Consider the following 23,547-nt stretch of genomic DNA (forward strand, 5'->3'; position numbering starts at 1 on the left):
GCCGGGCGCCGGGCGCGGGGCGGGGCCCTCCGCCGATAGAATCGAACCATCCCCAACACGAGACGACGGAGCAGCATGTCCGAAATCACTGCGGAGCAGGTCGCGCATCTCGCGAACCTCGCCCGCATCGCGCTCACCGAAGACGAGATCGCGCACCTCACGACGGAGCTCGGCCAGATCATGCAGGCGGTCGAGAAGGTCGGCGAGGTGGCGACCCCCGACGTGGCGCCGACCAGCCACCCGATCCCGATGCAGAACGTGTTCCGCGCCGACGTCGTCGGCGACGACGACGTGCTGACGGCCGAGCAGGCCGTGGCGGGCGCCCCCGAGGCCGACGGCTCGCGTTTCGTCGTCTCCGCGATCCTGGGAGAAGAGCAGTGAGCGAGATCATCCGACTGACCGCCGCCGCCCTCGGCGAGAAGCTCGCCGCGGGTGAGGTCTCCTCCGTCGAGGCGACCCGCGCGCACCTCGACCGCATCGCGGCCGTCGACGGCGCCGTGCACGCGTTCCTCCACGTCGACGCCGAGGGCGCCCTCGCCGCCGCGGCCGACGTCGACCGTCGCCGCGCCGCAGGCGAGTCGTTCGGCCCGCTCGCCGGCGTGCCCGTCGCCGTCAAAGACGTGCTCGTCACCGAGGGCATGCCCTCGACCGCGGGTTCGCGCATCCTCGAGGGCTGGATCCCGCCGTACGACGCCACGCCGGTGCGCCTCGTGCGCGAGGCGGGCATGATCCCGCTCGGCAAGACCAACATGGACGAGTTCGCGATGGGCTCCTCGACCGAGCACTCGGCGTACGGCCCGACCCACAATCCGTGGGATCTCGAGCGCATCCCCGGGGGCTCGGGGGGCGGCTCGGCGGCGGCCGTCGCGGCCTTCGAGGCGCCGTTGGCGCTCGGCAGCGACACGGGCGGCTCCATCCGCCAGCCCGCGCACGTCACCGGCACGGTTGGCGTGAAACCGACCTACGGCGCGGTGAGCCGGTACGGCTCCATCGCCCTCGCGTCCTCGCTCGACCAGATCGGCCCCGTCACCCGCACCGTGCTCGACGCGGCGCTCCTCCAAGACGTCATCGCGGGGCACGACCCGCACGACTCCACGTCGATTCCCGAAGCCTGGCCGTCGATGGCCGAGGCAGTACGGCGAGCGGATGTCTCGGGCGTGCGCATCGGCGTCGTCAAGCAGCTCGACTCCGACGGCGTCCAGGCCGGTGTGCGGGCGAAGTTCCACGAGTCGCTCGAGCTCCTCCAGCGCAACGGCGCCGAGATCGTCGAGATCGACGCGCCGAACTTCGAGTACGCGATCGCCGCCTATTACCTGATCCTCCCGGCCGAGGCATCCTCGAACCTCGCGAAGTTCGACTCCGTGCGCTTCGGCCTGCGGGTCACGCCCGAGGGCGGCGGCACGGTCGAGCAGGTCATGGCCGCCACGCGCGAGGCCGGGTTCGGCCCCGAGGTCAAGCGCCGCATCATCCTCGGCACCTACGCGCTCTCGGCCGGCTACTACGACGCCTACTACGGCAGCGCGCAGAAGGTGCGCACGCTCGTGCAGCGCGACTTCGATGCCGCGTTCGCGAAGGTCGACGTGCTCGCGACGCCCACGGCGCCGACGACGGCGTTCAAGCTCGGCGAGAAGCTCGACGACCCCCTGGCGATGTACCTCAACGACGTCGCGACGATCCCGGCGAACCTCGCCGGCGTGCCTGGCATCTCGCTGCCCGCGGGCCTCGCGCCCGAAGACGGCCTGCCCGTCGGCATCCAGTTCCTCGCCCCGGCGCGGCAGGACGCGCGCCTCTACAACGTCGGCGGTGCGCTCGAGCGCCTGCTCGAGGCCGAGTGGGGTGCGCCGTTGCTGAGTCGCGCCCCCGATCTGTCTTCGCACGAGATGGCTGCGGCCGAGGAAGGTGCACTCTGATGGCCCGCGCGGCACTCATGGACTTCGACCGGGCTCTCGAGCTCTTCGAACCCGTCATCGGGCTCGAGGTGCACGTCGAGCTGAACACGACGACGAAGATGTTCTCGTCGGCGCCGAACCCGGCCAACTCGGCCTTCCACATCGCAGAGCCGAACACGCTCGTCACGCCCGTCTGCCTCGGGCTTCCGGGTTCGCTGCCGGTGGTGAACGGCGAGGCCGTGCGCTCCTCGATCTCGCTGGGCCTCGCGCTCGGCTGCTCGATCGCGCCCTCGAGCCGCTTCGCCCGCAAGAACTACTTCTACCCCGACCTCGCGAAGAACTACCAGATCTCGCAGTACGACGAGCCGATCGCGTTCGACGGCGAGGTCGAGGTCGAACTCGAGAACGGCCGCGTCTTCCAGGTGCCGATCGAGCGCGCCCACATGGAGGAAGACGCCGGAAAGCTCACGCACGTCGGCGGTTCGACCGGGCGCATCCAGGGCGCCGAGTACTCGCTCGTCGACTACAACCGGGCGGGGGTGCCGCTCGTCGAGATCGTCACGCGTCCGATCTTCGGGGCCGAGGCGGATGCCCCCGCGCTCGCGCGCGCCTACGTGTCGACGATCCGTGACATCGCGCTCTCCCTCGGCATCTCCGAGGCGCGCATGGAGCGCGGCAACCTGCGCTGCGACGCGAACGTCTCGCTGCGCCCGCGCGGGCAGGAGAAGCTCGGCACCCGCACCGAGACGAAGAACGTGAACTCGTTCCGCTCGATCGAGCGTGCGGTGCGCTACGAGATCCAGCGGCAGGCGGCGATCCTCGCCGACGGCGGCACGATCACGCAGGAGACGCGCCACTGGCATGAGGACACGGGCGCCACGAGCGCCGGTCGCCCGAAGTCCGACGCCGACGACTACCGGTACTTCCCGGAGCCCGACCTGCTGCCCGTGGTGCCCTCGGCCGAACTGATCGAGGAGCTGCGTGCGGCGCTGCCCGAGGCGCCGGCCGCCCGCCGTCGCCGGCTGAAGTCCGAGTGGGGCTTCTCCGACGACGAGTTCCAGATCGTCGCGAACTCGGGCATGCTGAACGAGCTCGCCGAGACCGTCGCCGCGGGCGCCACGCCGGCGGCCGCGCGCAAGTGGTGGACGGGCGAGATCGCGCGTCTCGCGAACGCCGCAGACCGCGACGCCGCCGGCATGGTGTCGCCGGCGCATGTCGCCGAGCTCGCGGCGCTCGTCGAGTCGGGCACGCTCACCGACCGTCTCGCGCGCCAGGTGCTCGAGGGCGTCGTCGCGGGCGAGGGCTCGCCGCAGCAGATCGTCGACGCGCGCGGCCTCGCGGTGGTGTCCGACGACGGTGCGCTCATCGCCGCCATCGACGACGCGCTCGCCTCGCAGCCCGACGTGCTCGCGAAGATCCGCGACGGCAAGGTGCAGGCGGCCGGCGCGGTCATCGGCGCTGTCATGAAGGCCATGCAGGGCAAGGCGGATGCCGCGCGCGTGCGCGAGCTCGTGCTCGAGCGGGCGACCGCCGAGTAGCGCGCGTCGCGCGCCTCGAGCGGGTCCGGCCGAACGGCCGGACCCGCTCGCATCGCGTCGGATGCGCGCAGGTCCGGACATCCGCTCCGCCGGCCGGTCGGCTCGGCGGCGTTCCCAGCGTGTTCCGGGTGCGGCATCCGTAGGCTGGTCCTCCCGAGTGATTGACGAGGACACCATGGGCTTCCTTGACCGCCTGTTCGGCGCACCCGATGCGAGTCGCGCGCGACCGATTCCGCCGCGGCCGCCGGCGCGGGTGCCGACCGAAGACGAGCGTGCCGTCGAGCGCTACCGGTACCTCCTGCGCACGGCCCCGCCCGAATCGATCGAGGCCGTGCACGCCGAGGCGTTCGCGAAGCTCACCCCCGCGCAGCGCGCACAGGTGTTCCGGGCGCTGTCCGACCAGGCCCCGGCAGGGGAGCGGCTCGTGTCCGACGAGCCGTCGGCGCTCGCGCGTGCGGCGACGCGGGCCGAGCTCCGGGCTCCCGGCACGATGGAGCGCACGTTCGCGGCCACGGATGCCGCCAACGGGCGTTCGGGTGCGGGAGCGCCGTCGTTGGGCACGACGTTCGGCGGTTCCATGCTCGGCACGGTCGCGGGCGTCGTGGTCGGATCGATGATCGCGCAGTCCTTCCTGCCCGGTCCCGATTTCGGCGGTGAGCAGGCCGGCGACACCGCGGGCGACACGGCGACCGACGCTGCGGGCGACCTCGGCGGGTTCGGCGACTTGGGCGGCGACTTCGGCGGCGACTTCGGCTTCTGATCGGCGTGCGCTCGACGGGGCCCCTCCGGCCGCAGAGCGAGGCGGTCGAGGTCGAGGTGGTCCATCGGCCGATGTCGGCGGCGTGGCGTAGGGTCGCACCGTGAGCAAGCAGGACGGCTCGTCGAGGCAGGTCACCACGGGGCCGGTCGATGACTCGGCGACCCCGATCCTGCACGTCGACATGGACGCGTTCTTCGTCTCCGTCGAGTTGCTCTCGCGCCCCGAGCTTCGGGGCAAGCCGGTGCTCGTCGGCGGAACCGCGGGCCGCGGCGTCGTCGCGGCCGCGAGCTACGAGGCCCGCCGCTATGGCGTCAACTCGGCGATGCCGATGTCCATCGCGCTCCAGCGGTGCCCGAACGCCGTGGTGCTGCGCGGCAACTACCCCGCGTACTCCGAGTACTCCAAGCGCGTCATGCGCATCTTCGAGCAGATCACCCCGCTGGTCGAGCCGCTCTCGATCGACGAGGCCTTCCTCGACGTCTCCGGGGCGCGGCGCCTGCACGGCACCCCGGCCGAGATCGCATGGTCCATCCGCGACCGCGTGCAGCGCGAGACGGGGCTCACATGCTCCATCGGCGTCGCCGCCACGAAGTACGTCGCGAAAGTGGCCTCGGGCCGGGCGAAGCCCGACGGCATGCTCGTGGTTCCGGCGGCCGACACGGTCGCGTTCCTGCATCCGCTGCCCGTCTCGGCGCTCTGGGGCGTCGGCAGGGTCACCGAAGAGAGCCTGCAGCGCATCGGGCTCCGCACGGTCGGCGATGTGGCGTCCATGCCCGAAGACGCGCTCGTGCGGGCGGTGGGCCCCGCTCTCGCGGCTCGGCTCGCGCGGCTCGCGATGGGCGACGATCCGCGCGAGGTGCACACGACCCGCACCGAACGCAGCATCGGCCACGAGCAGACCTTCGGCCACGACCTCACCGACCCGGTGGTGATCCGCCGCGAGCTGCTCCAGCTCTCGGGCAACGTCGCGGTGCGCCTCCGCAAGGCAGGGCTCGTCGCCCGAACCGTATCGCTCAAGCTCCGGTACGGCGACTTCCGCACGCTCACCCGTTCGAGAACGCTCGCCGAACCCACCGATGTCGCCCGCCGAATCTACGATGAGGCCTCCGAGGCGCTCGACGGCCTCATCGGCGACGGGGCACGGGTACGGCTCATCGGCGTGCGCGCCGAGAACCTCCGCGAATCGGGCACCGGCGCGATGCTCTGGGATCCAGACGAGGAGTGGCGCGATGCCGAGCGCACGATCGATCGGGTCGCGGCCCGGTTCGGACGCGACGCGGTGCGCCCCGCGGCACTCGTGCAGCGCGAGCAGGAGCGCGAGCGACGTCGCGAGCAGCGTCGCGAGCAGCGCGGGCCCGAGCGTCCCGACGAGCCGTTCGATCCGAACGCCGCGGCCTGGGGCTGGTAGCCGGAGCCGAGCGCGGGTAGCGTTGCCGCATGGCTGAACTCGTACTGGACCTGGCAGACACCGTCGCGGGCGTCGGCGTGAAGACCGCATACGGCGAGACGATCGATATCGACGGCGTGAAGGTCGTGCCGGTGGCGCTCGGCTACTACGGCTTCGGCGCCGGCAGCGGCGGCGCCGTCGACAACATGCAGGGCAGCGGCGGCGGGGGCGGCGGGTTGTCGGTGCCCCTCGGCGCCTACGTCGGCGAAGCGGGCCGCGTGCGGTTCGAGCCGAACATCATCGGGCTCGTCCTGGTGGCCACGCCCTTCATCTTCGTCGTCGGCCACGCGCTGAAGTCGGTCATCCGCGCCCTGAAGCGCTGAGCCGAGTCTCGCGCGTGCGGCGGCCTCGGGCCGAGGCATCCGCTCGTCCACCCGTCCACCGCGCCCGCATCCGTGAACGGGCCTTCCCGACGACGTGTACGCTGATCTCGAACACGGGAGTCCGGTGAGCCGGGCTGAGAGGAAGGTTCTCAACCTTCGACCGTCGAACCTGATCTGGGTCATGCCAGCGCAGGGAGGCATTCGCATCTCATTACCCGTGCCGCTTTCATAGAGAGAGGGCACGACAGTGCACGCATCATCATCGTCTCAGGCCGCACCCGCGGCATCCGTCGCTCCGGCACGCCCCGAGCGTCCGAACCTCCGCTGGCGGGTCGTCGACATCGTCGTCGCCAGCGTCGTCGGCGTCGCGGTCGGCGTGGTCTTCTGGGCGTGGGGGGTCGTCTGGGGGCCGATCTCGGCGCCCATCGAGGCCCTGCTCCCCGGCCTGCAGGCCGCTCCGGCCGCGCTGTGGCTCGTGGCCGGCGTGCTCGGCGGGCTCATCATCCGCAAGCCGGGCGCGGCGCTCTACACCGAACTCGTCGCGGCCGTCGTCTCGGCGCTCATCGGCAGCCAGTGGGGCGGTCTCCTCACGATCGAGGCCGGGCTCGTGCAGGGACTCGGCGCCGAACTGATCTTCGCGATCTTCCTGTACCGCTACTGGCGTCTTCCCGTCGCGCTGCTCGCCGGTGCGGCCGCCGGCCTCGCGATGGCGATCAACGACCTCGTCCTCTACTACGCCGGCGCCGCGCCCCTGTTCGCGACGGTCTACACGGCGTCCGCCGTCCTCGGCGGGGCGTTCATCGCGGGCGGGCTCTCCTGGCTGGCCGTGCGAGGGCTGGCACGGGCCGGAGCGCTCGACCGCTTCGCATCCGGGCGCGAGCACCGGGTGGTCTGACGTGGCCGGCGGCGAATCCATCGTTCGCACGGGGGCATCGGCGATCACGGCGCGAGGGTGGGGTTGGCGGCACGCCGGCCGCCGCGCGCCGGCCGTGCAGGGGCTCGACCTCGACATCCGCGCGGGTGAGCGAGTGCTGCTGCTCGGTGCCTCGGGTGCCGGGAAGTCGACCCTGCTCCACGGCATCGCCGGTGTGCTCGGCGGCGACGAAGACGGCGAATCGATCGGCGAACTGCTCGTCGACGGCCGACGCCCCTCGGCCGGTCGCGGTCGATCCGGCCTCGTGCTGCAGGATCCCGATGCGCAGGTCGTCATGGCCAGGGTGGGCGACGACGTGGCCTTCGGACTCGAGAACCTGGCGGTCCCGCGCGACGACATCTGGCCCCGCGTGCGACGGGCCCTGGCAGCGGTCGGGCTCGATCTGCCGCTCGAGCACTCGACGGCCGAGCTCTCCGGAGGGCAGCGCCAACGGCTCGCCCTCGCGGGCGTCCTGGCGATGCGACCCGGACTCATCCTGCTCGACGAGCCCACCGCGAACCTCGACCCCGAGGGCGTCCGCGACGTGCGCGACGCGGTCGCGGCCGTCGCCGACGAGACCGGGGCGACGCTCGTCGTCATCGAGCATCGCGTCTCGGTCTGGCTTCCCGTCGTCGATCGCGTCGTCGTGCTCGACCGCGCCGGCAGCGGGGGCGTCCTCGCCGACGGCGCGCCGGCCGAGGTGCTCGCCTCACGGCGTACCGAGCTGCTCGATGGCGGCGTCTGGCTGCCCGACGAGCTGCCCTGGCAGCCGCCGGCGCCGGCGCACGGAGCATCCGCCCTTCTGACCGGTGCGGCCCTGTCGATCGGGCGCACTCCGTCGCTCCCGGTGCGCGAGCACATCCAGCTCACGGCCGACGCCGGGCGGATCCTCGCGATCGCCGGGCCGAACGGCGTCGGCAAGTCGACGCTCGCGTTGACCATGGCCGGGCTGCTGCCGCCGCTCGGCGGCACGCTCGAGGCATCCGACGCCCTGGCCGCAGGCCTGCGCCCGCAACCCTCGAAATGGCGATCGCGCGATCTGCTCGCCCGCATCGGCACCGTGTTCCAGAACCCCGAGCACCAGTTCCTGACCGGCTCCGTGCGTGCCGAGCTCGAGGTTGGCCCCCGCGCGCTCAAGCTCTCGGAACGCGAGCGGCGCGAGCGGGTCGACGAGTTGCTCACCGCACTGCGATTGGAGCATCTCGCCGGGGCGAACCCGTTCACGCTCTCGGGCGGCGAGAAGCGCCGGCTCTCGGTCGCGACGGCCATCGCGACCAGACCGCGTCTGCTCGTGCTCGACGAACCGACCTTCGGACAGGATGCCACGACCTGGCGTGAGCTCGCGAAACTGCTCGTGGGCCTTCGCGACGACGGTGTCGGCATCGTCGCCGTCACGCATGACGAGGCGTTCGTCGAGGCCGTCGCCGACCGACGGTTCGACCTCGGAGACGCGCTCCCGGCGCACGCGTCGACCCCGGCCGGGGAGGGGGCGGCATGAGCATCGCGAGCGTGCGGCCCGGTCTGCCGCTCGCGGCGGTGAACCCCGTGGCGAAGGTCGCGGCGACCGTGCCGCTCAGCATCGTGCTGATCCTGACGCTCGACGTCGTCTCGGCGAGCGTGGCCATCGTCTGCGAACTGCTCGTGTTCTCGCTCATCGGGCTCGGCGGCCTGCTCTGGTCGCCGCGGACGCTGCCCGTGTGGATCGCCGCGCCGCTGACGGGCATCAGCATGGTGCTCTACGGGTCGCCTTCAGGCGAGGTCCTGTGGGACTTCGGCGTGATCCACGTCACCGAGGGCTCGGTGCAGATCGGCGTCGCGACGACCGTCCGGGTCATCGCGATCGCCCTGCCCGCCGTCGTGCTGTTCCTCACGATCGATCCGACCGACCTCGCCGACGGACTCGCCCAGACCCTGAAGCTGCCCGCTCGGTTCGTCCTCGGGGCGCTGGCCGCCCTGCGCCTCGTGGGATCCGCGGTCGATGACTGGCGAACGCTCAACCTCGCCCGCCGGGCACGCGGCATCGGCGACACCGGGATGATCCGCCGCACCCTCGGGCAGGCCTTCTCGCTCCTCGTGCTCTCGATCCGGCGGGGCGGCATCCTCGCGACCGCGATGGAGGCCAGGGGGTTCGGTGCCGAAGGCGCGCGAACCTGGGCACGACCTGCCCATTTCGGCGGCACGGAATGGATCGTGATCGGCGTCGGATGCCTCACCGCGGCGTTCTCCGCCACGGTCGCCGTGCTCACCGGGAGTTGGAATGTCATCTGGTCCTGACGCGGCGGGGGCCGGGCGTGCGGGAGCAGGCGCGGCGACGCCCCGTGCGCACGTGCCCGCGATCGCCGCGGTGCGCGCGGCCGTGCGCGGCCGGCATCGTCCGCTCGTCCTGATCGACGGTCCGAGCGGGTCGGGCAAGTCGACACTGGCCGACGCGCTGCTCGCCAGGTGGCCCGGCGCCCCGCCGTCGCTCGTGCGCCTCGACGACGTCTATCCGGGCTGGCACGGTCTGGATCGCGCGTCCCGCATGCTCGCCGACTCGCTCGTGGCGCCGTGGCGGCGAGGCGTCGCCGCCCGGTCGCCCCGGTGGGATTGGGCGGAGAGCGCCGCCGCCTCGCCCCAGTCGGTGCGGCCCGGGAGCGCCCTGCTCATCGAAGGATGCGGCGCGTTCGCAGTGGCCGACGAGGCGACGCCCGCCACACGCATCTGGGTTGAAGCGGCCGACGGGATCCGGCGCAGACGCGCCCTCGAGCGCGACGGCGGCGCCTACGACGCGTACTGGGAGATCTGGGATCTCCAGTGGCGTGCCTACGTGCGGCGATGCGGGCCGCGACCGCTCGCCGACGTGCTCCTCCGCGTCTCGCACCTCGATTGAGCGGCCGCTTCAGACGCCGGCGCACCGACGTGCGGTGGGCTGCAGGACCTCGGTCAGCCGGCCTGCTCGTCGAGGAACGCGCCGATGATCGCGAACGGATGCGTGAGGCGCCAGATGGGACCGGGATCGCTGATCGCCTCCGTGAGGCGGAGCGGCGAGGACACCGAGTCGGCGTCGGTCGAGACCGTGACCCGGCCCACGTCGCGGGAGTTCGAGGAGGTGCTGAACTCGTCGACGACGACGTCGGGGTCTCCGAACTGCGAACCCCACGGGGCATCCGCTCGGCTGACGGTCGCGACGACGTCTGCCGACTCGCCCCACGCCGACTCGGCAACCGCGTAGGCGGCGCCCTCGGCGATGACCGTCACGGGGGCCGAGGCCTCGGTGACGGAAGCCACCGCGGCCTCGATGGCCGGGTCGAGGGTCTCGTAGTCGGGCATCATGAGCATGACGCCGACCATGTGCTGCGGCCCGGCGTCGCCGTCACCCGTCAGAGCGGTCGCGAACACCTCCGAGAGCCCGGCCTGATCGGTGTATGCGCGGGTGATCTCGCGCACGCCGTCGTCGGAGTCGCGGTCGACGAGGTCGGGGGTCGTGTGGGCTCCGAGCGGGGCGGTGCCCGGCTGCTCGAGGATTGCGGCGATCGCCGGGTCCGAGAGTGCCAGCGAGGCCAGTGCGGCCACCTCGGCCGCCGTGCTGACGTTGTCGCCCGACAGCCCCGTGGCGTCGTCGACATGCGTCGCGGTGAAGCCGTGCTCGGCGAGCCATGCATTCGCCGCGTCGGTGTACGCGGGGACGCCGCCGAACGCCCACCGCACCAGGGTGTCGGCGTGGTTGTTGCTCGAGGTCAGCAGGATCGCGCGCACCACGTCTCGCTCGGACCACGAGTCTCCGGGGGACACCTGGAGCGTTCGGGTGTCTTCGGCCACGTACTTCAGGTAGTTCGTGTAGTCGGCCGGGCCGATCTTGATCATGGGCCCGACGCCGTCGGCCGAGTCGGGCAGGGGCAGTGAGTCGAGCGTGACGAGGACGGTCACGAGCTTCGCGGCGCCGCCCATGGGCACGGTCTCTTCGGAGCCGGATGTCGCGAGCAGGGTGCTCGTGCCGTCGGTCTCGGCGAGGGCGAGCGCGCTCGCACCAGCTTCGGGCAGCGCGAGCGCCGCGGCCTCGGGCAGCGCGACCACCGTGGGATCGGTGCGGACCGTCACGGTGGGCAGCGGGCCGAGCAGCATCGCCGGGGCGTACAGGCCGAGGCCGAGGATCACGAGAGAACCGACGATGATGCCGATCACGCGGGCGGGGGAGCGCATGCAATCAGCGTAACCGCGCCGACCTCACGCCCAGCCCAACTCGTGCAGCCGGTCGTCGTCGATGCCGTAGAAGTGGGCGATCTCGTGCACGAGGGTGACGTGGATCTCGTCGCGGAGCTCGTCTTCGTCGGCGCAGAGGGCCAGCAGCGGCTCGCGGTACAGGATGATGCGGTCGGGCATCTCGCCCATTCCGTAGCGGTCGCGTTCGGTCAACGCGTAGCCGTCGTAGAGGCCGAGCAGATCGAGCGAGCCGTCTTCGGGGCGGTCCTCGACGACGAACACGATGTTCTCGAGCCCGTCGATCATCTCGTCGGGCAACTGGTCGAGCTCATCGACGACGAGGGCTTCGAAGGCCTCGGCATCGAGTTGCACGAATGTCCCTTGCTGAGCGTCGAACGTCGCGGAAGGTGAAGAACTTGGGGTGAGTAACGGGGCTTGAACCCGCGACCTCCTGGACCACAACCAGGCGCTCTACCAACTGAGCTATACCCACCATGCGCCCCATCACTGCGTGATCAGGCAACTCGAAGAGCTTACTACACCTTCGCGTCGAACTCGTTCACGACGGCGGCGGCGATCTCTTGAAGCTCGGCGCTCGTCGGACCGGGGTCGGCGACGAACACCGCCCGCCGGTAGTACTGGAGTTCGCGGATGGACTCGAGGATGTCGGCGAGGGCGCGATGCCCGCCGTTCTTCGGCGGGGACTGGAAGTAGGCGCGCGGGTACCACCGGCGAGCCAGTTCCTTGATGGAGGACACATCGACGTTGCGGTAGTGCAGGTGCCCGTCGAGACGGGGCATGTACTTCGCCAGGAACGCGCGATCGGTGCCGATCGAGTTGCCCGCGAGCGGGGCCTTCTGCTCGTCGGGCACGTGCTTCAGCACGTACTCGAGCACCTGGTACTCGGCATCGGCCACGGTCACGCCGTTGGGGATCTCTTCGATGAGGCCCGACGTCGTGTGCATACCGCGTACGAAGTCGCCCATGTTCTCGAGCGCGCTCGCGTCGGGCCGGATGACGATGTCGAGCCCCTCGTCGACGGGGTTGAGCTCGTAGTCGGTGATGACGACCGCGATCTCGACGAGTTCGTCGACTTCGAGGTCGAGGCCGGTCATCTCACAGTCGATCCAGACCAGTCGGTCGCTCGCGGTTGCCATGCCCGCGAGTCTACCGGTGCGCTCCGACACGGATGACGCGGTGTGCGTCGGGTGCCCCCGGCAGGAATCGAACCTGCGACCGACAGATTAGAAGGCTGCTGCTCTATCCGCTGAGCTACGGGGGCCGGTTCGCCAAGCTTACCGGCTTTGCGGGTCAGCCCTCGATGGGCACGTCGACGGTGTCGTCCTGCGGGTGCCGGGCGGCATCCGTGCCGTGCTTGCGGATCGCGAGTCCGACGAGCGGGAACACGAGCACGGTGATCATCCCGGCGCCGACGAGCGCCGCCGCGGTGCCCGTGCCGAGGTCGCCGGTCTCGACCCCGATGGCCGTGACGGCGACGATGATCGGCAGGCCGGTCGCGCCGAAGAGCGCCGTCGCGGCTCGGGTGCGCCCGTCGGCGCCGACCGGGGCGGCGAGCATCGACGGCACGCCGCGCACGATCAGCAGCAGGACCACGAACAGCGGCACGAGCAGGAGCGTGCCGGGGTCGGCGAGTGCCTTCAGGTCGAAGGTGACGCCGGTGACGATGAAGAAGATCGGCACGACGAAGCCGTAGCCGAGGCCCTCGATCTTCGTCTCGACGGCGTGCACGTCCTGCTTCGGGGCGCCCGAGAGCATCACCCGGAACAGCACGCCGGCCGTGAATGCGCCGAGCAGCATGTCGAGGTCGAGCACGATGCTGAGGGCGACCAGGGCGCTGAGCACCAGGATGACCAGTCGCACGCCGAACTGGCCGCTCGTGTGCATCGTCGCGGTGATGACCACGTGGAGGCGCTTGCCGTGCCCCTTCGCCGCCAGATAGAGCGCGATGCCGGCGATCACCGCGAACGCGAGCAGCACGATGGCCGCCGCGCCGGGCGTACGGCCGGTGAGGAACAGCGAGATCGCGAGCAGCGGGCCGAACTCGCCGATCGCGCCGAGCGCGATGACGGCGAGGCCGAACGGCGTCTTGAGGTCGCCCGAGTCGCGCAGGATCGGCATGACCGTGCCGAGCGCGGTCGACGTCAGCGCGATGCCGATGAAGGCCGCGGCGGGGATGTCGGGCGCGAACAGGACCGCGACGCCGATGCCGGCCGCGAGCGAGATGATCCAGCCGACGGCGGCGCGCTTCATCGGGCGCCCGCGGATGGCGCGGAAGTCGATCTCGCTGCCCGCGAGGAAGAACAGCATCGCGAGGCCGAGCTCGGAGAGCACCTCGACGAAATCGTCGGGTTGGATCCAGCCGAGCACGTCGGGGCCGAGCACGATGCCGAGGACGATCTCGAAGACCACCAGCGGCACCGAGACCCAGTACCCGACCGCGCGCACCAGCAGGGGCGCCGCGACGGCGATCAGGGGGATGAGGACCATCGTCCCGGTCGAGATTTCCACGTCAGCTCCATACCGTGCGCATGCCGAGCGCCTGGACGATGCTACCCAACCGCGGCGGTCGCATCGGACGCTGCGAACGTAGCCCGACCGAAACACACGGGCGGTATCGTCGTGGCATGCGAGACCTCCAGGCGAGCATCATCGCCGAACTCAACGTCACGTCGGCCATCGATCCCGCCCGTGAGATCCGCGCGCGCGTCGACTTCCTCAAGGAGTACCTGTCCGTGACCGGTGCGTCGGGCCTCGTGCTCGGGATCTCCGGCGGGCAGGACTCCTCGCTCGCCGGGCGTCTGTGCCGGCTGGCGGTCGAGGAGCTCGTGGACTCGGGGCATCCGTCGCGGTTCATCGCCGTGCGCCTGCCGTACGGGCGGCAGCACGACGCCGCCGACGCCGAACTCGCGCTCCGATTCATCGACCCGCAGGAACGCGTGGAGTTCAACATCAGGCGCGGCGTCGACGGACTCGCCGAGGAGTACGCGGATGCCGCGGGCACGCCCATCACCGATTTCGGCAAGGGCAACGTGAAGGCGCGCATGCGCATGGTCGCGCAGTACGCCCTCGCGGGCGAGCACGGGCTGCTCGTCGTCGGCACCGACCACGCCGCCGAGGCCGTCACCGGGTTCTTCACGAAGTTCGGCGACGGCGGGGCCGACGTGCTGCCCCTGACGGGCCTGACGAAGCGCCAGGGGCGAGCGCTGCTGCAGCACCTCGAGGCGCCCGAGCGCCTGTACCTGAAGACGCCCACCGCCGATCTGCTCGACGGCGACCCGGGTCAGGCCGACGAGGCGAATCTCGGGCTGTCCTACGCCGACATCGACGCGTTCCTCGAGGGCGAGGAGATCGACGCCGGCATCGCGGAGCGCATCGAGGCCCGATTCCTGCAGACGCGTCACAAGCGGACCGTCCCGGTGTCGATGTTCGACGGATGGTGGCGCTGACGCGCGTCCGCATCCCGACCGCCGTCGCCCTCCGGCGCCGGTGACACGATGAGGCCCCGCCCGAACCGGGCGGGGCCTCATCGCTCCGAGGGGTCTATCGGGTCGGCGCCTCGTCGGCCTGCACGACCGGCTCGGTCAGCGCCTGCGTCGGCGTGGGGGCGGTGGTCGGGGTCGAGCTCGGGGCGATCTCGGTGGCACCGCGGTAGCGCTCGTGGTGCTGCTCGGCGACCCAGGCGTCCTGTTCCTCGATCGCGGCCTGGTCGGGCTCCTGCCGCTGCGCACGCCAGCGGAGCAGGTCGTTCTGGAACTGCTTGCGTGCGCGCGACGGGTGTCGCTGCCACTCCAGCATGCGGTCGCGGAACTCGACCACCGCGGGGTCGAGCTGATAGCCGAAGGTCGCCGACGCCCGCTTCAGCTCGTGGAGCTGGTGCGCGGCCCAGTTCGCCGCGACATCCGAACCCCTGATGGGCAGGAGTCGCACCTGGATGTCGGCCTGGCCCACCGTGCGGTCGGCGAGCACCTGTTCCTGGGGCGTCAGGGAGTTCCACACGGATGCCTCGGTGGCCGCGTCGATCAGCGATCCGATCGCCGCGGTCTTCAGCTCGCGATCGCGCTGGTCGACGACGCGCCGGACCGCAGCGCTGGCGATCCAGGCCGCGAGGAGGCCGGACGCGAGGACCGCCAGGAAGAGCACGGCGCCCGCGAAGAGGGTCGACTGCGCCTCGCTCGAGGTCAGCCAGGAGATGAGATCGTTCCACCACTGCATGCACCGCAGAGTACTCGGTGCGGGCGCTCGCCTCCGGCACGCCGTACGGCGCGCCAGAACACGGTGCCGTCGGCGCGCCGCCCGGCGGTGGGCGGCGCGCCGACGCCTCAGCCGAGGACGGTGCCGTGGGCGGCGAGCGGCTCGATGCGCGCGATCTCGTCGTCGGTGAGCGGGGCCGCGTCGAGCGCGGCGACGTTCTGCTCGAGTTGGGCGACGCTCGACGCGCCGATGATCGCGCTCGCGACGAGCCGCTCCCTGAGGACCCACGAGAGCGCGAGCTGTGCGACGCTCTGCCCGCGCGACTCCGCGATCTCGGCGAGGCCCCTGACGCGTCGGAGGTACTCGTCGCTGATGCGGTCGGGCGAGAGGAAGCGGCTCGTCGCGGCTCGCGAGTCCGACGGGATGTCTCCGGACAGGTACCGATCGGTGAGCAGGCCCTGCGCGAGCGGCGAGAAGACGATGGCCGCCGACCCGACCTCTTCGAGTGCGGGGAACAGGCCGTCTTCGATGTGCCGGTCGAACATCGAGTAGCGGGGCTGGTGGATCAGCAGGGGGACGCCCTCTTCGGCGAGGGCCGCGGCCGCGGCGACCGTCTGCTCGGGGGAGTAGTTCGAGATGCCGACGTAGAGCGCCTTGCCCTGTCGCACCGCGGTGGCGAGCGCGCCCATCGTCTCCTCGACGGGGGTTTCGGGGTCGGGTCGGTGCGAGTAGAAGATGTCGACGTAGTCGAGGCCGAGGCGGCCGAGGCTCTGGTCGAGCGACGCGAGCAGGTACTTGCGCGACCCGAAGTCGCCGTAGGGGCCGGGCCACATGTCGTAGCCGGCCTTCGACGAGATGATGATCTCGTCGCGGTACGGGCGGAGATCCGCATCGAGGATGCGGCCGAAGTTCTCTTCGGCGCTGCCGTAGGGCGGGCCGTAGTTGTTCGCGAGGTCGAAATGCGTGATGCCGAGGTCGAAGGCGCGACGCACGATCTCTCGCTGCGTCTGCCACGGGCGGTCGTGGCCGAAGTTGTGCCACAGCCCGAGCGAGAGCGCGGGGAGCTTGAGCCCGCTCCTCCCGACCCGGTTGTAGCGCATGGTGTCGTATCGTGCCGGGTTCGCCTCGTAGCTCATGCGACCACTCTATTGGCGCTCGCCGACACGGAGGCGGGGTCCGTGCACCGCCCTCGGCCGACTCGTCCTCCACCGCCGGGAGATCGAGGTCGCCGTCCACCGGTCGGGCGGATCGCCGCCGTACGAGCGGCCGTTCGGGGAGTCTTGGCACACGCGGCATCCGGGGGCCTGGAACGGCACGAGGGCCTCCGGATGCCGCGGCCGTCGACCACGGCGGCGACCACCTCGAGCATTGGAGAAGACATGACCGACAACATCACCGTGATCGGCGTCGTCGGAGGCGACCCGCGCGTGCACGTGACGAGCCAGGGCCTGCCCATCACGACGTTCCGCCTCGCCTCCACTCGCCGGTTCTTCGACCGGGCGAAGGGCACCTGGGAGGACGGCGAGACGAACTGGTACACCGTCTCGACGTTCCGGCAGCTCGCGAAGAACGTGGCCGTCTCGATCCACCGCGGCGAACGTGTCGTCGTGCACGGCCGGCTGCGCATCCGCGCCTGGGAGAGCGGCGAGAAGTCCGGCACGGCCATCGAGATCGACGCCGACTCGGTCGGGCACGACCTGAACTGGGCGACGACGGCGCTGACGAAGAACCAGTCCGCCGGACTCTCCGACGGCGGGGCCGAGCCCGCGACCGTCGCGACCGACGACGCGACGCCCGCCGCGTGGGCCTCCGCGCTCGGCGCGGAGACCGCGGTGGGCGACCGCTCCGACGGGCTTTCGGTCGAACCGGAGGAGGCCGACGAGCCGATCGAGATCGCGGTCGACCGCGAGCCGGCCCGCGTCCCGTTCTGAGGCCCGTCGCGCCCCGGCCTGCGCCTAGACTCGCTTCGAAGCGCATCCGGCGCGCTCGGACGGGGGTCTCATGGCACGGCACAACGGTTCGTCCGCGGCCCTGGCGATCGCCGGGGCCGCGCTCTCCGTGCTCATGCTGACCGGCTGCTCGCTGTTCGACCAGACGCCGCCCGAGCCGACCGCATCCTCGTCGGCGCGTCCGAAGCCGACCGACCAGGCATCCGTTCCCGTCGGCCTGCATCCCGACCTCCCCGCGGCCGACAACCTGCCCTTCTTCGACCAGGTCAACCAGGCCGTCGTCGCGGCGAACGCGACTGCTGCAGGCCGCGACTTCATCGACGCCCTCGTCGCCGCCGGGTTCGACAAGGCGGCCATGCAGGTGACATCGGATCAGACCACCCTCGGCACCGAGGCCGACTCGGTGCAATTCGCGGTGCTCTTCAACGAGGAATGCCTCGTCGGCCAGTACGGCCCCAAGTCCGGCGGCTACCACGGTGCGGTGCAGCCGGCGCTCGGCACCGGCGGCTGTCTCATCGGGCAGACGCGACCCATAGACTGGTAGGCGACATGGCGGATTACATTTACTCGATGGTGCGCGCCCGCAAAGCGGTCGGCGACAAGCTCATTCTCGACGACGTCACGATGGCGTTCCTCCCCGGAGCCAAGATCGGCGTCGTGGGCCCCAACGGTGCCGGTAAGTCCACGATCCTGAAGATCATGGCCGGCCTCGACCAGCCCTCCAACGGCGAGGCCAAGCTCACGCCGGGCTACTCGGTCGGCATCCTGATGCAGGAGCCGGTGCTGGACGAGAGCAAGACCGTGCTCGAGAACGTCCAGGAGGGCGTCGGCCCGATCAAGGAGAAGCTCGACCGCTTCAACGAGATCTCGCTCGCCATGGCCGAGCCCGACGCTGACTTCGACGCGCTGCTCGCCGAGATGGGCACCCTCCAGGAGGCCATCGACGCGGCCGACGCATGGGATCTCGACTCCCAGCTCGAACAGGCGATGGACGCCCTGCGCTGCCCGCCGGGCGACGAACAGGTCTCGGTGCTCTCCGGAGGCGAGAAGCGCCGTGTGGCGCTGTGCAAGCTGCTCCTGCAGAAGCCCGACCTGCTGCTGCTCGACGAGCCCACCAACCACCTCGACGCCGAGAGCGTGCTCTGGCTCGAGCAGCACCTCGCCAAGTACCCCGGCGCCGTGCTCGCCGTCACCCACGACCGGTACTTCCTCGACCACGTCGCCGAGTGGATCTGCGAGGTCGACCGCGGCCGCCTCTACCCCTACGAGGGCAACTACTCGACCTATCTCGAGAAGAAGCAGGAACGACTCACCGTCCAGGGCAAGAAGGACGCGAAGCTCGCCAAGCGTCTCGCCGAAGAGCTCGACTGGGTGCGCTCGAACGCGAAGGGCCGTCAGGCCAAGTCGAAGGCCCGTCTCGCCCGCTACGAAGAGATGGCCACCGAGGCGGAGCGCACGCGCAAGCTCGACTTCGAAGAGATCCAGATCCCCGCGGGTCCCCGTCTCGGCGACATCGTGCTCGAGGTCAAGAACCTCAAGAAGGGCTTCGGCGACCGCACGCTCATCGACGGCCTGAGCTTCACCCTCCCTCGCAACGGCATCGTCGGCATCATCGGCCCGAACGGCGTCGGAAAGACCACGCTGTTCAAGACCGTCGTCGGGCTCGAGCCGAAGGACGGCGGCGACGTCAAGATCGGCGAGACCGTCAAGATCTCCTACGTCGATCAGACGCGCGGCGGCATCGACCCGAACAAGACGCTCTGGGAGGTCGTGTCCGACGGACTCGACTACATCCAGGTCGGCAAGACCGAGGTACCGAGTCGTGCCTACGTCTCCACCTTCGGCTTCAAGGGCCCCGACCAGCAGAAGCGTGCCGGAATCCTCTCCGGCGGTGAGCGCAACCGGTTGAACCTCGCCCTCACGCTCAAGCAGGGCGGCAACCTGCTGCTGCTCGACGAGCCCACGAACGACCTCGACGTCGAGACCCTGTCGAGCCTCGAGAACGCGTTGCTCGAGTTCCCCGGTTGCGCCGTGGTCATCACCCACGACCGTTGGTTCCTCGACCGCATCGCGACGCACATCCTCGCGTACGAGGGCACTGAGGAGAACCCGTCGTACTGGCACTGGTTCGAGGGCAACTTCGAGTCCTACGAGGCGAACAAGATCGAGCGACTCGGCCCCGACGCCGCGAAGCCGCACCGTTCGGCGTACCGCAAGCTCACCAGGGACTGATCGTGCGGCTGCACGTCCCCACGCCGCTGCGCTGGTCGGATCTCGACGCGTACGGGCACGTCAACAACGCCCGCATGCTGAGCCTGCTCGAAGAGGCCCGCATCCAGGCGTTCTGGATGAGCGAGGAGACGGCCGAGCACGCGGTCGGCGCCACGACGGCGGTCATCGACGCGACGCCCGGGTCGAGCACGCTCACGCTCATCGCGCGACAGGAGGTCGAGTACCTCGCCCCGATCCCGTACCGCCGTCAGCCGCTCGACGTCGAACTCTGGATCGGGCACCTCGGCGGGGCGAGCATCGACGTCTCGTACGAGGTGTACTCGCCCGAAGGCATCTCGCCCCGCGAGCTGCACACCCGCGCGTCGACGACGATCGTCCTCGTCGACGCCGCCACCGGCCGACCGCGCCGCATCACCGACGTCGAACGCGAGGCCTGGACGCCCTACCTCGAGGCGCCGCTGCAGTTCCGCCGCCGCTGACCGGTTGCAGACGGCCCGCGCCTCGCTACGGCGCGGGCGCCCGACGCGCGGAGGGCGGGGTTCGGGGGGCCGGGACCCGGACCATTCCCTCTTGGGCGACGCTCGCGACGAGCACGCCCTCCCGCGTGTAGATGCGGCCGATCGAGAGGCCGCGACCGCCCTGCGCCGACGGCGACTCCTGCACGTAGAGCAGCCACTCGTCGACGCGCGCGTCGCGATGCCACCACATCGCGTGGTCGAGGCTCGCGACGCGCAGTCCGCGCGTCGCCCACGGCACCCCGTGCGCACGCAGCACAGGCTCGAGGATCGAGTAGTCGCTCGCGTAGGCGAGCGCCGCCCGGTGCTGCTTCGGGTCGTCGGGGAGGCGCCCGACGGCGCGCATCCACACGGCCTGGCGCGGTACACGCTCGCCCTCGACGCTGAGGTATATGGGCGAGGGGATGTGCCGCACGTCGAACGCCCTCGCGTTCGACCAGAACTGCGCCATCGCGTGGTCGAGGTGGCCGATCAGGTCGGCGGTCGAGGGGAGCGACTCGGGGTCGGGCAGGTCGCCGGGCATGTCGAGCTGGTGCTCGACGCCTTCGTCCTCGGTCTGGAACGACGCGATGAGCGAGAGGATCGGCTCGCCGTTCTGGAAGGCGTGGGTGCGCCGTGTCGAGAATGACCGACCGTCGTGGAGACGATCGACCGAGAAGGTGATCGGGTGGTCGACGTCGCCCGGCCGGAGGAAGTAGCCGTGCATCGAGTGCAGGACACGCTCGTCGTCGACGGTGTGCATCGCGGCGATGAGCGACTGCGCGAGCACCTGCCCGCCGAACACCCGCCCGAGCGGCATCCACTGCGACGGGCCCGTGAAGATGTCTTCGGTCGTGCGCGCGCCGGTGTCGGCGAGCTCGAGCGTGCTGAGCAGGCCGTCGATGGGTTCGTTCATGTTCTCTCCGATGTCGCTCGGGGGCTGGCCGCGACATCCGACGAGCGCGATCGAACCGCACGCGGGCGCGCAATTGGTAGTTTAGACAGCAGATGGTCTCTCAAATCACGCTTGCCGACAGCCTTTCGCTCGGCGACCTGCACACCTACCTGCAACGCGCGGGCCGGGTCGAAGACGGGTCGGTACGGCTCATCGCCGGCTCCGGCATCCTCGCCGTGTACACCGCGATCCTGTATCCACGCGGCATCCTCGACGAGAGTCCGACGGTGCTCGGGCTGCGCACGTTCGCGCTCGAGGACACCGACGACTTCGACTCCGTCGTCCCCATGCGCTCGCTGGTCGAGCGCATCGTGCGGGCCAGGGGCGAGATCGGCGAAGACGACGAGTCTCGGCCGGTCTCCATGTCCCGCCCTCCCGAGGTCAACACCGTCACCTGGGCGGGCATCTCCCCGCCGCGCGGCGGCTGGCGTCCGCTCGGCGAGACCGACGCCGCGACCCTCGAGTCCGCGGCGCGCGTCGGCATCGACGAGGTCGCCGAGGCGATCCCCGCGGGCACGGGCGAGCAGCTCGTGCAGCGGGTGCGGTCCGAGGTCTGGGGGCGCGGCGTCGACGGGCTCGAGTACGTTCCGACGGGCGCGGCGTTCGCGGCGTTCAGCCTCGGATTCCTCGGCGAGGACCCGGTGCGCCTCTTCGAGACCGGGCCGTGGACGCGGCTGAGCTCGCGGCGCGGTCACGTGCTCGTCCGCCGCAAGCCCTGGACCCTCAAGGCCTAGCACGCTGCCCCGGCCCGCCGACGCCCGGCCGGGCTCAGAGCCGCATCCCTCGCCCTGATCGCAATTCAGGCGCGGAGCGGCGTGTCGCCTTCGTCCATCGGTCAGCCCGGGGCGCGACACGCCTGCGAACCTGAATTGCGAATCGGCGGCCAGGTGCCAGCGGCGGGCGGCCGGCGGCCCGGACCGGGCTCAGCCGCGGGCGATGGCCCGACCCGCGGTGCGTCCGGTGAAGAGGCATCCGCCGAGGAAGGTGCCCTCGAGCGCGCGGTACCCGTGCACGCCGCCCCCGCCGAAGCCGGCAGCCTCGCCGACCGCGTAGAGGCCCGCGACGGGCGTGCCGTCGGGGGCGAGCGCCTGCGCGTCGAGGTTCGTCTGGATGCCGCCCAGGCTCTTGCGGGTGAGGATGTGCAGCTTCACCGCGATGAGCGGGCCGGCCTTGGGATCGAGGATGCGGTGGGGCGTCGCGACCCGGATGAGCTTGTCGCCGCGGTACTTGCGCGCGCCGCGCACCGCGGTGAGCTGGAGGTCTTTGGAGAATTCGTTCTCGACCTCCCGGTCGCGGGCGAGGATCTCCTTCTCGACGTTCGCGGCGTCCAGCTCGACCTCCGGCGAGAGCTCGCGCATGCCCGCGAGCAGCTCGTCGAGCGTGTCGGCCACGACGAAGTCCACGCCGTGCTCCTTGAACGCCTCGACCGGGCCCGTGGCGCCGGATCCCAGGCGGTCGGCGAGCAGGCGCAGGTCCTTCCCGGTGAGATCGGGGTTCTGCTCGCTGCCCGAGAGTGCGAACTCCTTCTCGATGATCTTCTGCGTGAGCACGAACCAGGTGTGCTCGTGGCCTGTGGTCTGGATGTGCTCGAGCGTGCCGAGCGTGTCGAATCCGGGGAACAGCGGCACGGGCATGCGTCGGCCCTCGGCGTCGAACCACAGCGACGACGGTCCCGGGAGGATGCGGATGCCGTGCATGGGCCAGACCGGGTCCCAGTTCGTGATGCCCTCGGTGTAGTGCCACATGCGGTCGCCGTTCACGAGACGGGCGCCGGCGGACTCGGCGATGCCGAGCATGCGGCCGTCGACGTGGGCGGGCACGCCCGAGAGCATGTGCGAGGGCGGCGTGCCGAGGCGCTCGGGCCAGGACGCGCGCACGAGGTCGTGGTTGCCGCCGATGCCGCCGGATGCGACGACGACGGCCGAGGCGCGCAGTTCGAAGTCGCCGATCACGTCGCGATTGCTCGATTCGCCGCGCTCGGCGGCATCGGGCGCGAGGACCGACCCGCGGACGCCGACGACCGCGCCGTCCTCGACGATGAGCTCGTCGACGCGGTGCCGGTGCCTGAACTGGACGAGACCGGCGGCCTCGCCCGCCTTCACCCGGGCGATGAACGGCTCCAGGACGCCCGGACCGGTTCCCCAGGTGATGTGGAAGCGCGGCACCGAGTTGCCGTGGCCGACGGCGTTGTACCCGCCGCGCTCGGCCCATCCGACGATGGGGAAGAAGCGAACCCCCTTCCGGTGCAGCCAGGCGCGCTTCTCGCCGGCCGCGAAGTCGAGGTATGCGTCGGCCCAGCGGCGCCCCCATTCGTCTTCGTCGCGGTCGAATCCGGCGGTGCCGTCCCAGTCCTGCTTGGCGAGCTCGAGCGAGTCCTTCACGCCCATGCGGCGCTGCTCGGGCGAGTCGATGAGGAACAGCCCGCCGAACGACCAGTGCGCCTGGCCGCCGAGGCTCGCCGCAGGCTCCTGATCGACGATCACGACGCGCTTGCCGGCGTCGACGAGCTCGGCGGCCGCCACGAGGCCCGACAGGCCGGCGCCGACGATGATCGCGGCGGTGTCGGCGGGCTGGGCGCGATCGGTGCTGGCGTTGGGGGATGCGGGCACTGGCGGACTCCTTCGTCTCACGGGCGTGCGGTTCGGGCCGTCGAGGA

At 71.0% G+C, this 23,547-nt stretch carries 24 protein-coding genes, 2 tRNA genes and 1 riboswitch; of the genes, 16 read left to right on the forward strand and 10 right to left on the reverse strand.

All coding sequences use genetic code 11. The features are described from left to right. Positions 1-75 precede the first annotated feature (75 nt). The 10 genes from gatC (at position 76) to GQQ92_RS02905 (ending at position 9,739) form a co-directional block, all read left to right on the forward strand. A complete protein-coding gene (gatC, locus tag GQQ92_RS02860; RefSeq protein ID WP_156997700.1) occupies positions 76-381 on the forward strand; it encodes an Asp-tRNA(Asn)/Glu-tRNA(Gln) amidotransferase subunit GatC in 306 nt (101 codons plus the stop codon). Continuing rightward, positions 378-1,910: an Asp-tRNA(Asn)/Glu-tRNA(Gln) amidotransferase subunit GatA gene (gatA, locus tag GQQ92_RS02865; protein WP_156997701.1), complete on the forward strand. Its 1,533-nt coding sequence runs from the start codon at positions 378-380 to the stop codon at positions 1,908-1,910. Before gatC ends, gatA begins: the two co-directional genes overlap by 4 nt. Then, entirely contained in the window at positions 1,910-3,427 is a 1,518-nt protein-coding gene (gene gatB / locus GQQ92_RS02870) for an Asp-tRNA(Asn)/Glu-tRNA(Gln) amidotransferase subunit GatB (RefSeq protein ID WP_156997702.1), read from the forward strand. Before gatA ends, gatB begins: the two co-directional genes overlap by 1 nt. 175 nt (positions 3,428-3,602) lie before the next feature. Beyond that, complete coding sequence (locus GQQ92_RS02875) at positions 3,603-4,187, forward strand: hypothetical protein (RefSeq protein WP_156997703.1); 585 nt, start codon at positions 3,603-3,605, stop codon at positions 4,185-4,187. Positions 4,188-4,287: 100 nt separating this feature from the next. Next, positions 4,288-5,595, forward strand: a complete 1,308-nt coding sequence (locus tag GQQ92_RS02880) for a DNA polymerase IV (protein ID WP_156997704.1) — start codon at positions 4,288-4,290, stop codon at positions 5,593-5,595. A 29-nt stretch (positions 5,596-5,624) separates the two neighbouring features. Next, the gene (locus GQQ92_RS02885) at positions 5,625-5,957 is read left to right on the forward strand and encodes a hypothetical protein (protein ID WP_156997705.1); all 333 of its coding nucleotides are present in this window, start codon (positions 5,625-5,627) and stop codon (positions 5,955-5,957) included. A 112-nt stretch (positions 5,958-6,069) separates the two neighbouring features. Continuing rightward, positions 6,070-6,170: riboswitch (TPP riboswitch) on the forward strand. Positions 6,171-6,204: 34 nt separating this feature from the next. Continuing rightward, the gene (locus GQQ92_RS02890; protein ID WP_156997706.1) at positions 6,205-6,852 is read left to right on the forward strand and encodes an ECF transporter S component; all 648 of its coding nucleotides are present in this window, start codon (positions 6,205-6,207) and stop codon (positions 6,850-6,852) included. 1 nt (position 6,853) lies between these two features. Then, positions 6,854-8,368, forward strand: coding sequence for an ABC transporter ATP-binding protein (locus GQQ92_RS02895; protein WP_197738045.1), 1,515 nt, complete (start codon positions 6,854-6,856; stop codon positions 8,366-8,368). Further along, positions 8,365-9,144, forward strand: coding sequence for an energy-coupling factor transporter transmembrane component T family protein (locus GQQ92_RS02900; RefSeq protein ID WP_156997707.1), 780 nt, complete (start codon positions 8,365-8,367; stop codon positions 9,142-9,144). The genes GQQ92_RS02895 and GQQ92_RS02900 overlap by 4 nt, the downstream gene beginning before the upstream one ends. A 52-nt stretch (positions 9,145-9,196) precedes the next feature. Continuing rightward, on the forward strand, positions 9,197-9,739 hold the full coding sequence (locus tag GQQ92_RS02905; protein ID WP_232057451.1) for a nucleoside/nucleotide kinase family protein: 543 nt from the start codon (positions 9,197-9,199) through the stop codon (positions 9,737-9,739). Between the two features lie 53 nt (positions 9,740-9,792). Here GQQ92_RS02905 and GQQ92_RS02910 read toward each other — a convergent pair whose 3' ends face one another. The 6 genes from GQQ92_RS02910 to GQQ92_RS02935 all read right to left on the reverse strand — a co-directional run bounded on the left by GQQ92_RS02910 (position 9,793) and on the right by GQQ92_RS02935 (position 13,557). Then, positions 9,793-11,049 (reverse strand): serine hydrolase family protein, encoded by a 1,257-nt coding sequence (locus tag GQQ92_RS02910; protein WP_156997708.1) that lies wholly within the window; start codon positions 11,047-11,049, stop codon positions 9,793-9,795. Between the two features lie 24 nt (positions 11,050-11,073). Then, entirely contained in the window at positions 11,074-11,421 is a 348-nt protein-coding gene (locus tag GQQ92_RS02915) for a metallopeptidase family protein (protein WP_156997709.1), read from the reverse strand. Positions 11,422-11,466: 45 nt separating this feature from the next. Beyond that, positions 11,467-11,542 (reverse strand) — tRNA-His (locus GQQ92_RS02920). Between the two features lie 43 nt (positions 11,543-11,585). Continuing rightward, on the reverse strand, positions 11,586-12,206 hold the full coding sequence (gene orn / locus GQQ92_RS02925) for an oligoribonuclease (protein WP_156997710.1): 621 nt from the start codon (positions 12,204-12,206) through the stop codon (positions 11,586-11,588). Between the two features lie 52 nt (positions 12,207-12,258). Beyond that, positions 12,259-12,331 (reverse strand) — tRNA-Arg (locus GQQ92_RS02930). A 29-nt stretch (positions 12,332-12,360) separates the two neighbouring features. Further along, entirely contained in the window at positions 12,361-13,557 is a 1,197-nt protein-coding gene (locus GQQ92_RS02935) for a cation:proton antiporter (RefSeq protein ID WP_232057452.1), read from the reverse strand. A gap of 137 nt (positions 13,558-13,694) precedes the next feature. On the opposite strand from GQQ92_RS02935, the gene nadE reads away from it, so the two are divergent. Next, on the forward strand, positions 13,695-14,516 hold the full coding sequence (gene nadE, locus GQQ92_RS02940; RefSeq protein WP_156997712.1) for an ammonia-dependent NAD(+) synthetase: 822 nt from the start codon (positions 13,695-13,697) through the stop codon (positions 14,514-14,516). Between the two features lie 94 nt (positions 14,517-14,610). On the opposite strand, the gene GQQ92_RS02945 is transcribed toward nadE, so the two are convergent. After that, positions 14,611-15,282 (reverse strand): hypothetical protein, encoded by a 672-nt coding sequence (locus GQQ92_RS02945; RefSeq protein ID WP_156997713.1) that lies wholly within the window; start codon positions 15,280-15,282, stop codon positions 14,611-14,613. Positions 15,283-15,389: 107 nt separating this feature from the next. Then, a complete protein-coding gene (locus GQQ92_RS02950; RefSeq protein ID WP_156997714.1) occupies positions 15,390-16,397 on the reverse strand; it encodes an aldo/keto reductase in 1,008 nt (335 codons plus the stop codon). 243 nt (positions 16,398-16,640) lie between these two features. Between GQQ92_RS02950 and ssb the strand changes: the two genes are divergently transcribed. The 4 genes from ssb (at position 16,641) to GQQ92_RS02970 (ending at position 19,921) form a co-directional block, all read left to right on the forward strand. After that, the gene (ssb, locus tag GQQ92_RS02955) at positions 16,641-17,192 is read left to right on the forward strand and encodes a single-stranded DNA-binding protein (protein WP_156997715.1); all 552 of its coding nucleotides are present in this window, start codon (positions 16,641-16,643) and stop codon (positions 17,190-17,192) included. Positions 17,193-17,262: 70 nt separating this feature from the next. Next, complete coding sequence (locus tag GQQ92_RS02960; RefSeq protein ID WP_156997716.1) at positions 17,263-17,754, forward strand: DUF6993 domain-containing protein; 492 nt, start codon at positions 17,263-17,265, stop codon at positions 17,752-17,754. A gap of 5 nt (positions 17,755-17,759) precedes the next feature. Further along, positions 17,760-19,442, forward strand: a complete 1,683-nt coding sequence (gene ettA / locus GQQ92_RS02965; RefSeq protein ID WP_156997717.1) for an energy-dependent translational throttle protein EttA — start codon at positions 17,760-17,762, stop codon at positions 19,440-19,442. A 2-nt stretch (positions 19,443-19,444) separates the two neighbouring features. Beyond that, on the forward strand, positions 19,445-19,921 hold the full coding sequence (locus GQQ92_RS02970; RefSeq protein WP_156997718.1) for an acyl-CoA thioesterase: 477 nt from the start codon (positions 19,445-19,447) through the stop codon (positions 19,919-19,921). A 25-nt stretch (positions 19,922-19,946) separates the two neighbouring features. Here the strand turns inward: GQQ92_RS02970 and GQQ92_RS02975 are convergent, their stop codons facing one another. Beyond that, entirely contained in the window at positions 19,947-20,852 is a 906-nt protein-coding gene (locus GQQ92_RS02975; protein WP_156997719.1) for an acyl-CoA thioesterase, read from the reverse strand. A gap of 92 nt (positions 20,853-20,944) precedes the next feature. On the opposite strand from GQQ92_RS02975, the gene GQQ92_RS02980 reads away from it, so the two are divergent. Then, positions 20,945-21,625 carry a hypothetical protein gene (locus GQQ92_RS02980; RefSeq protein ID WP_156997720.1) on the forward strand — a complete coding sequence of 227 codons (681 nt, stop codon included), beginning with the start codon at positions 20,945-20,947 and terminating at the stop codon, positions 21,623-21,625. Between the two features lie 189 nt (positions 21,626-21,814). Here the strand turns inward: GQQ92_RS02980 and GQQ92_RS02985 are convergent, their stop codons facing one another. Continuing rightward, positions 21,815-23,500: an FAD-binding dehydrogenase gene (locus tag GQQ92_RS02985; protein ID WP_156997721.1), complete on the reverse strand. Its 1,686-nt coding sequence runs from the start codon at positions 23,498-23,500 to the stop codon at positions 21,815-21,817. Positions 23,501-23,547: the final 47 nt, after the last annotated feature.

It is taken from the genome of Agromyces terreus, assembly GCF_009749465.1.
GTDB lineage: Bacteria > Actinomycetota > Actinomycetes > Actinomycetales > Microbacteriaceae > Agromyces > Agromyces terreus.

Coding starts and splice junctions, on each gene's coding strand:
- GQQ92_RS02875 (WP_156997703.1), top strand. CDS start 3,603: ATGGGCTTCCTTGACCGCCTGTTCGGCGCACCCGATGCGAGTCGCGCG.
- GQQ92_RS02960 (WP_156997716.1), top strand. CDS start 17,263: ATGGCACGGCACAACGGTTCGTCCGCGGCCCTGGCGATCGCCGGGGCC.
- GQQ92_RS02945 (WP_156997713.1), bottom strand. CDS start 15,282: ATGCAGTGGTGGAACGATCTCATCTCCTGGCTGACCTCGAGCGAGGCG.
- gatB (WP_156997702.1), top strand. CDS start 1,910: ATGGCCCGCGCGGCACTCATGGACTTCGACCGGGCTCTCGAGCTCTTC.
- orn (WP_156997710.1), bottom strand. CDS start 12,206: ATGGCAACCGCGAGCGACCGACTGGTCTGGATCGACTGTGAGATGACC.
- ssb (WP_156997715.1), top strand. CDS start 16,641: ATGACCGACAACATCACCGTGATCGGCGTCGTCGGAGGCGACCCGCGC.
- GQQ92_RS02885 (WP_156997705.1), top strand. CDS start 5,625: ATGGCTGAACTCGTACTGGACCTGGCAGACACCGTCGCGGGCGTCGGC.
- gatC (WP_156997700.1), top strand. CDS start 76: ATGTCCGAAATCACTGCGGAGCAGGTCGCGCATCTCGCGAACCTCGCC.
- ettA (WP_156997717.1), top strand. CDS start 17,760: ATGGCGGATTACATTTACTCGATGGTGCGCGCCCGCAAAGCGGTCGGC.
- GQQ92_RS02980 (WP_156997720.1), top strand. CDS start 20,945: ATGGTCTCTCAAATCACGCTTGCCGACAGCCTTTCGCTCGGCGACCTG.
- GQQ92_RS02975 (WP_156997719.1), bottom strand. CDS start 20,852: ATGAACGAACCCATCGACGGCCTGCTCAGCACGCTCGAGCTCGCCGAC.
- GQQ92_RS02950 (WP_156997714.1), bottom strand. CDS start 16,397: ATGAGCTACGAGGCGAACCCGGCACGATACGACACCATGCGCTACAAC.
- GQQ92_RS02900 (WP_156997707.1), top strand. CDS start 8,365: ATGAGCATCGCGAGCGTGCGGCCCGGTCTGCCGCTCGCGGCGGTGAAC.
- nadE (WP_156997712.1), top strand. CDS start 13,695: ATGCGAGACCTCCAGGCGAGCATCATCGCCGAACTCAACGTCACGTCG.
- GQQ92_RS02935 (WP_232057452.1), bottom strand. CDS start 13,557: ATGGTCCTCATCCCCCTGATCGCCGTCGCGGCGCCCCTGCTGGTGCGC.
- GQQ92_RS02910 (WP_156997708.1), bottom strand. CDS start 11,049: ATGCGCTCCCCCGCCCGCGTGATCGGCATCATCGTCGGTTCTCTCGTG.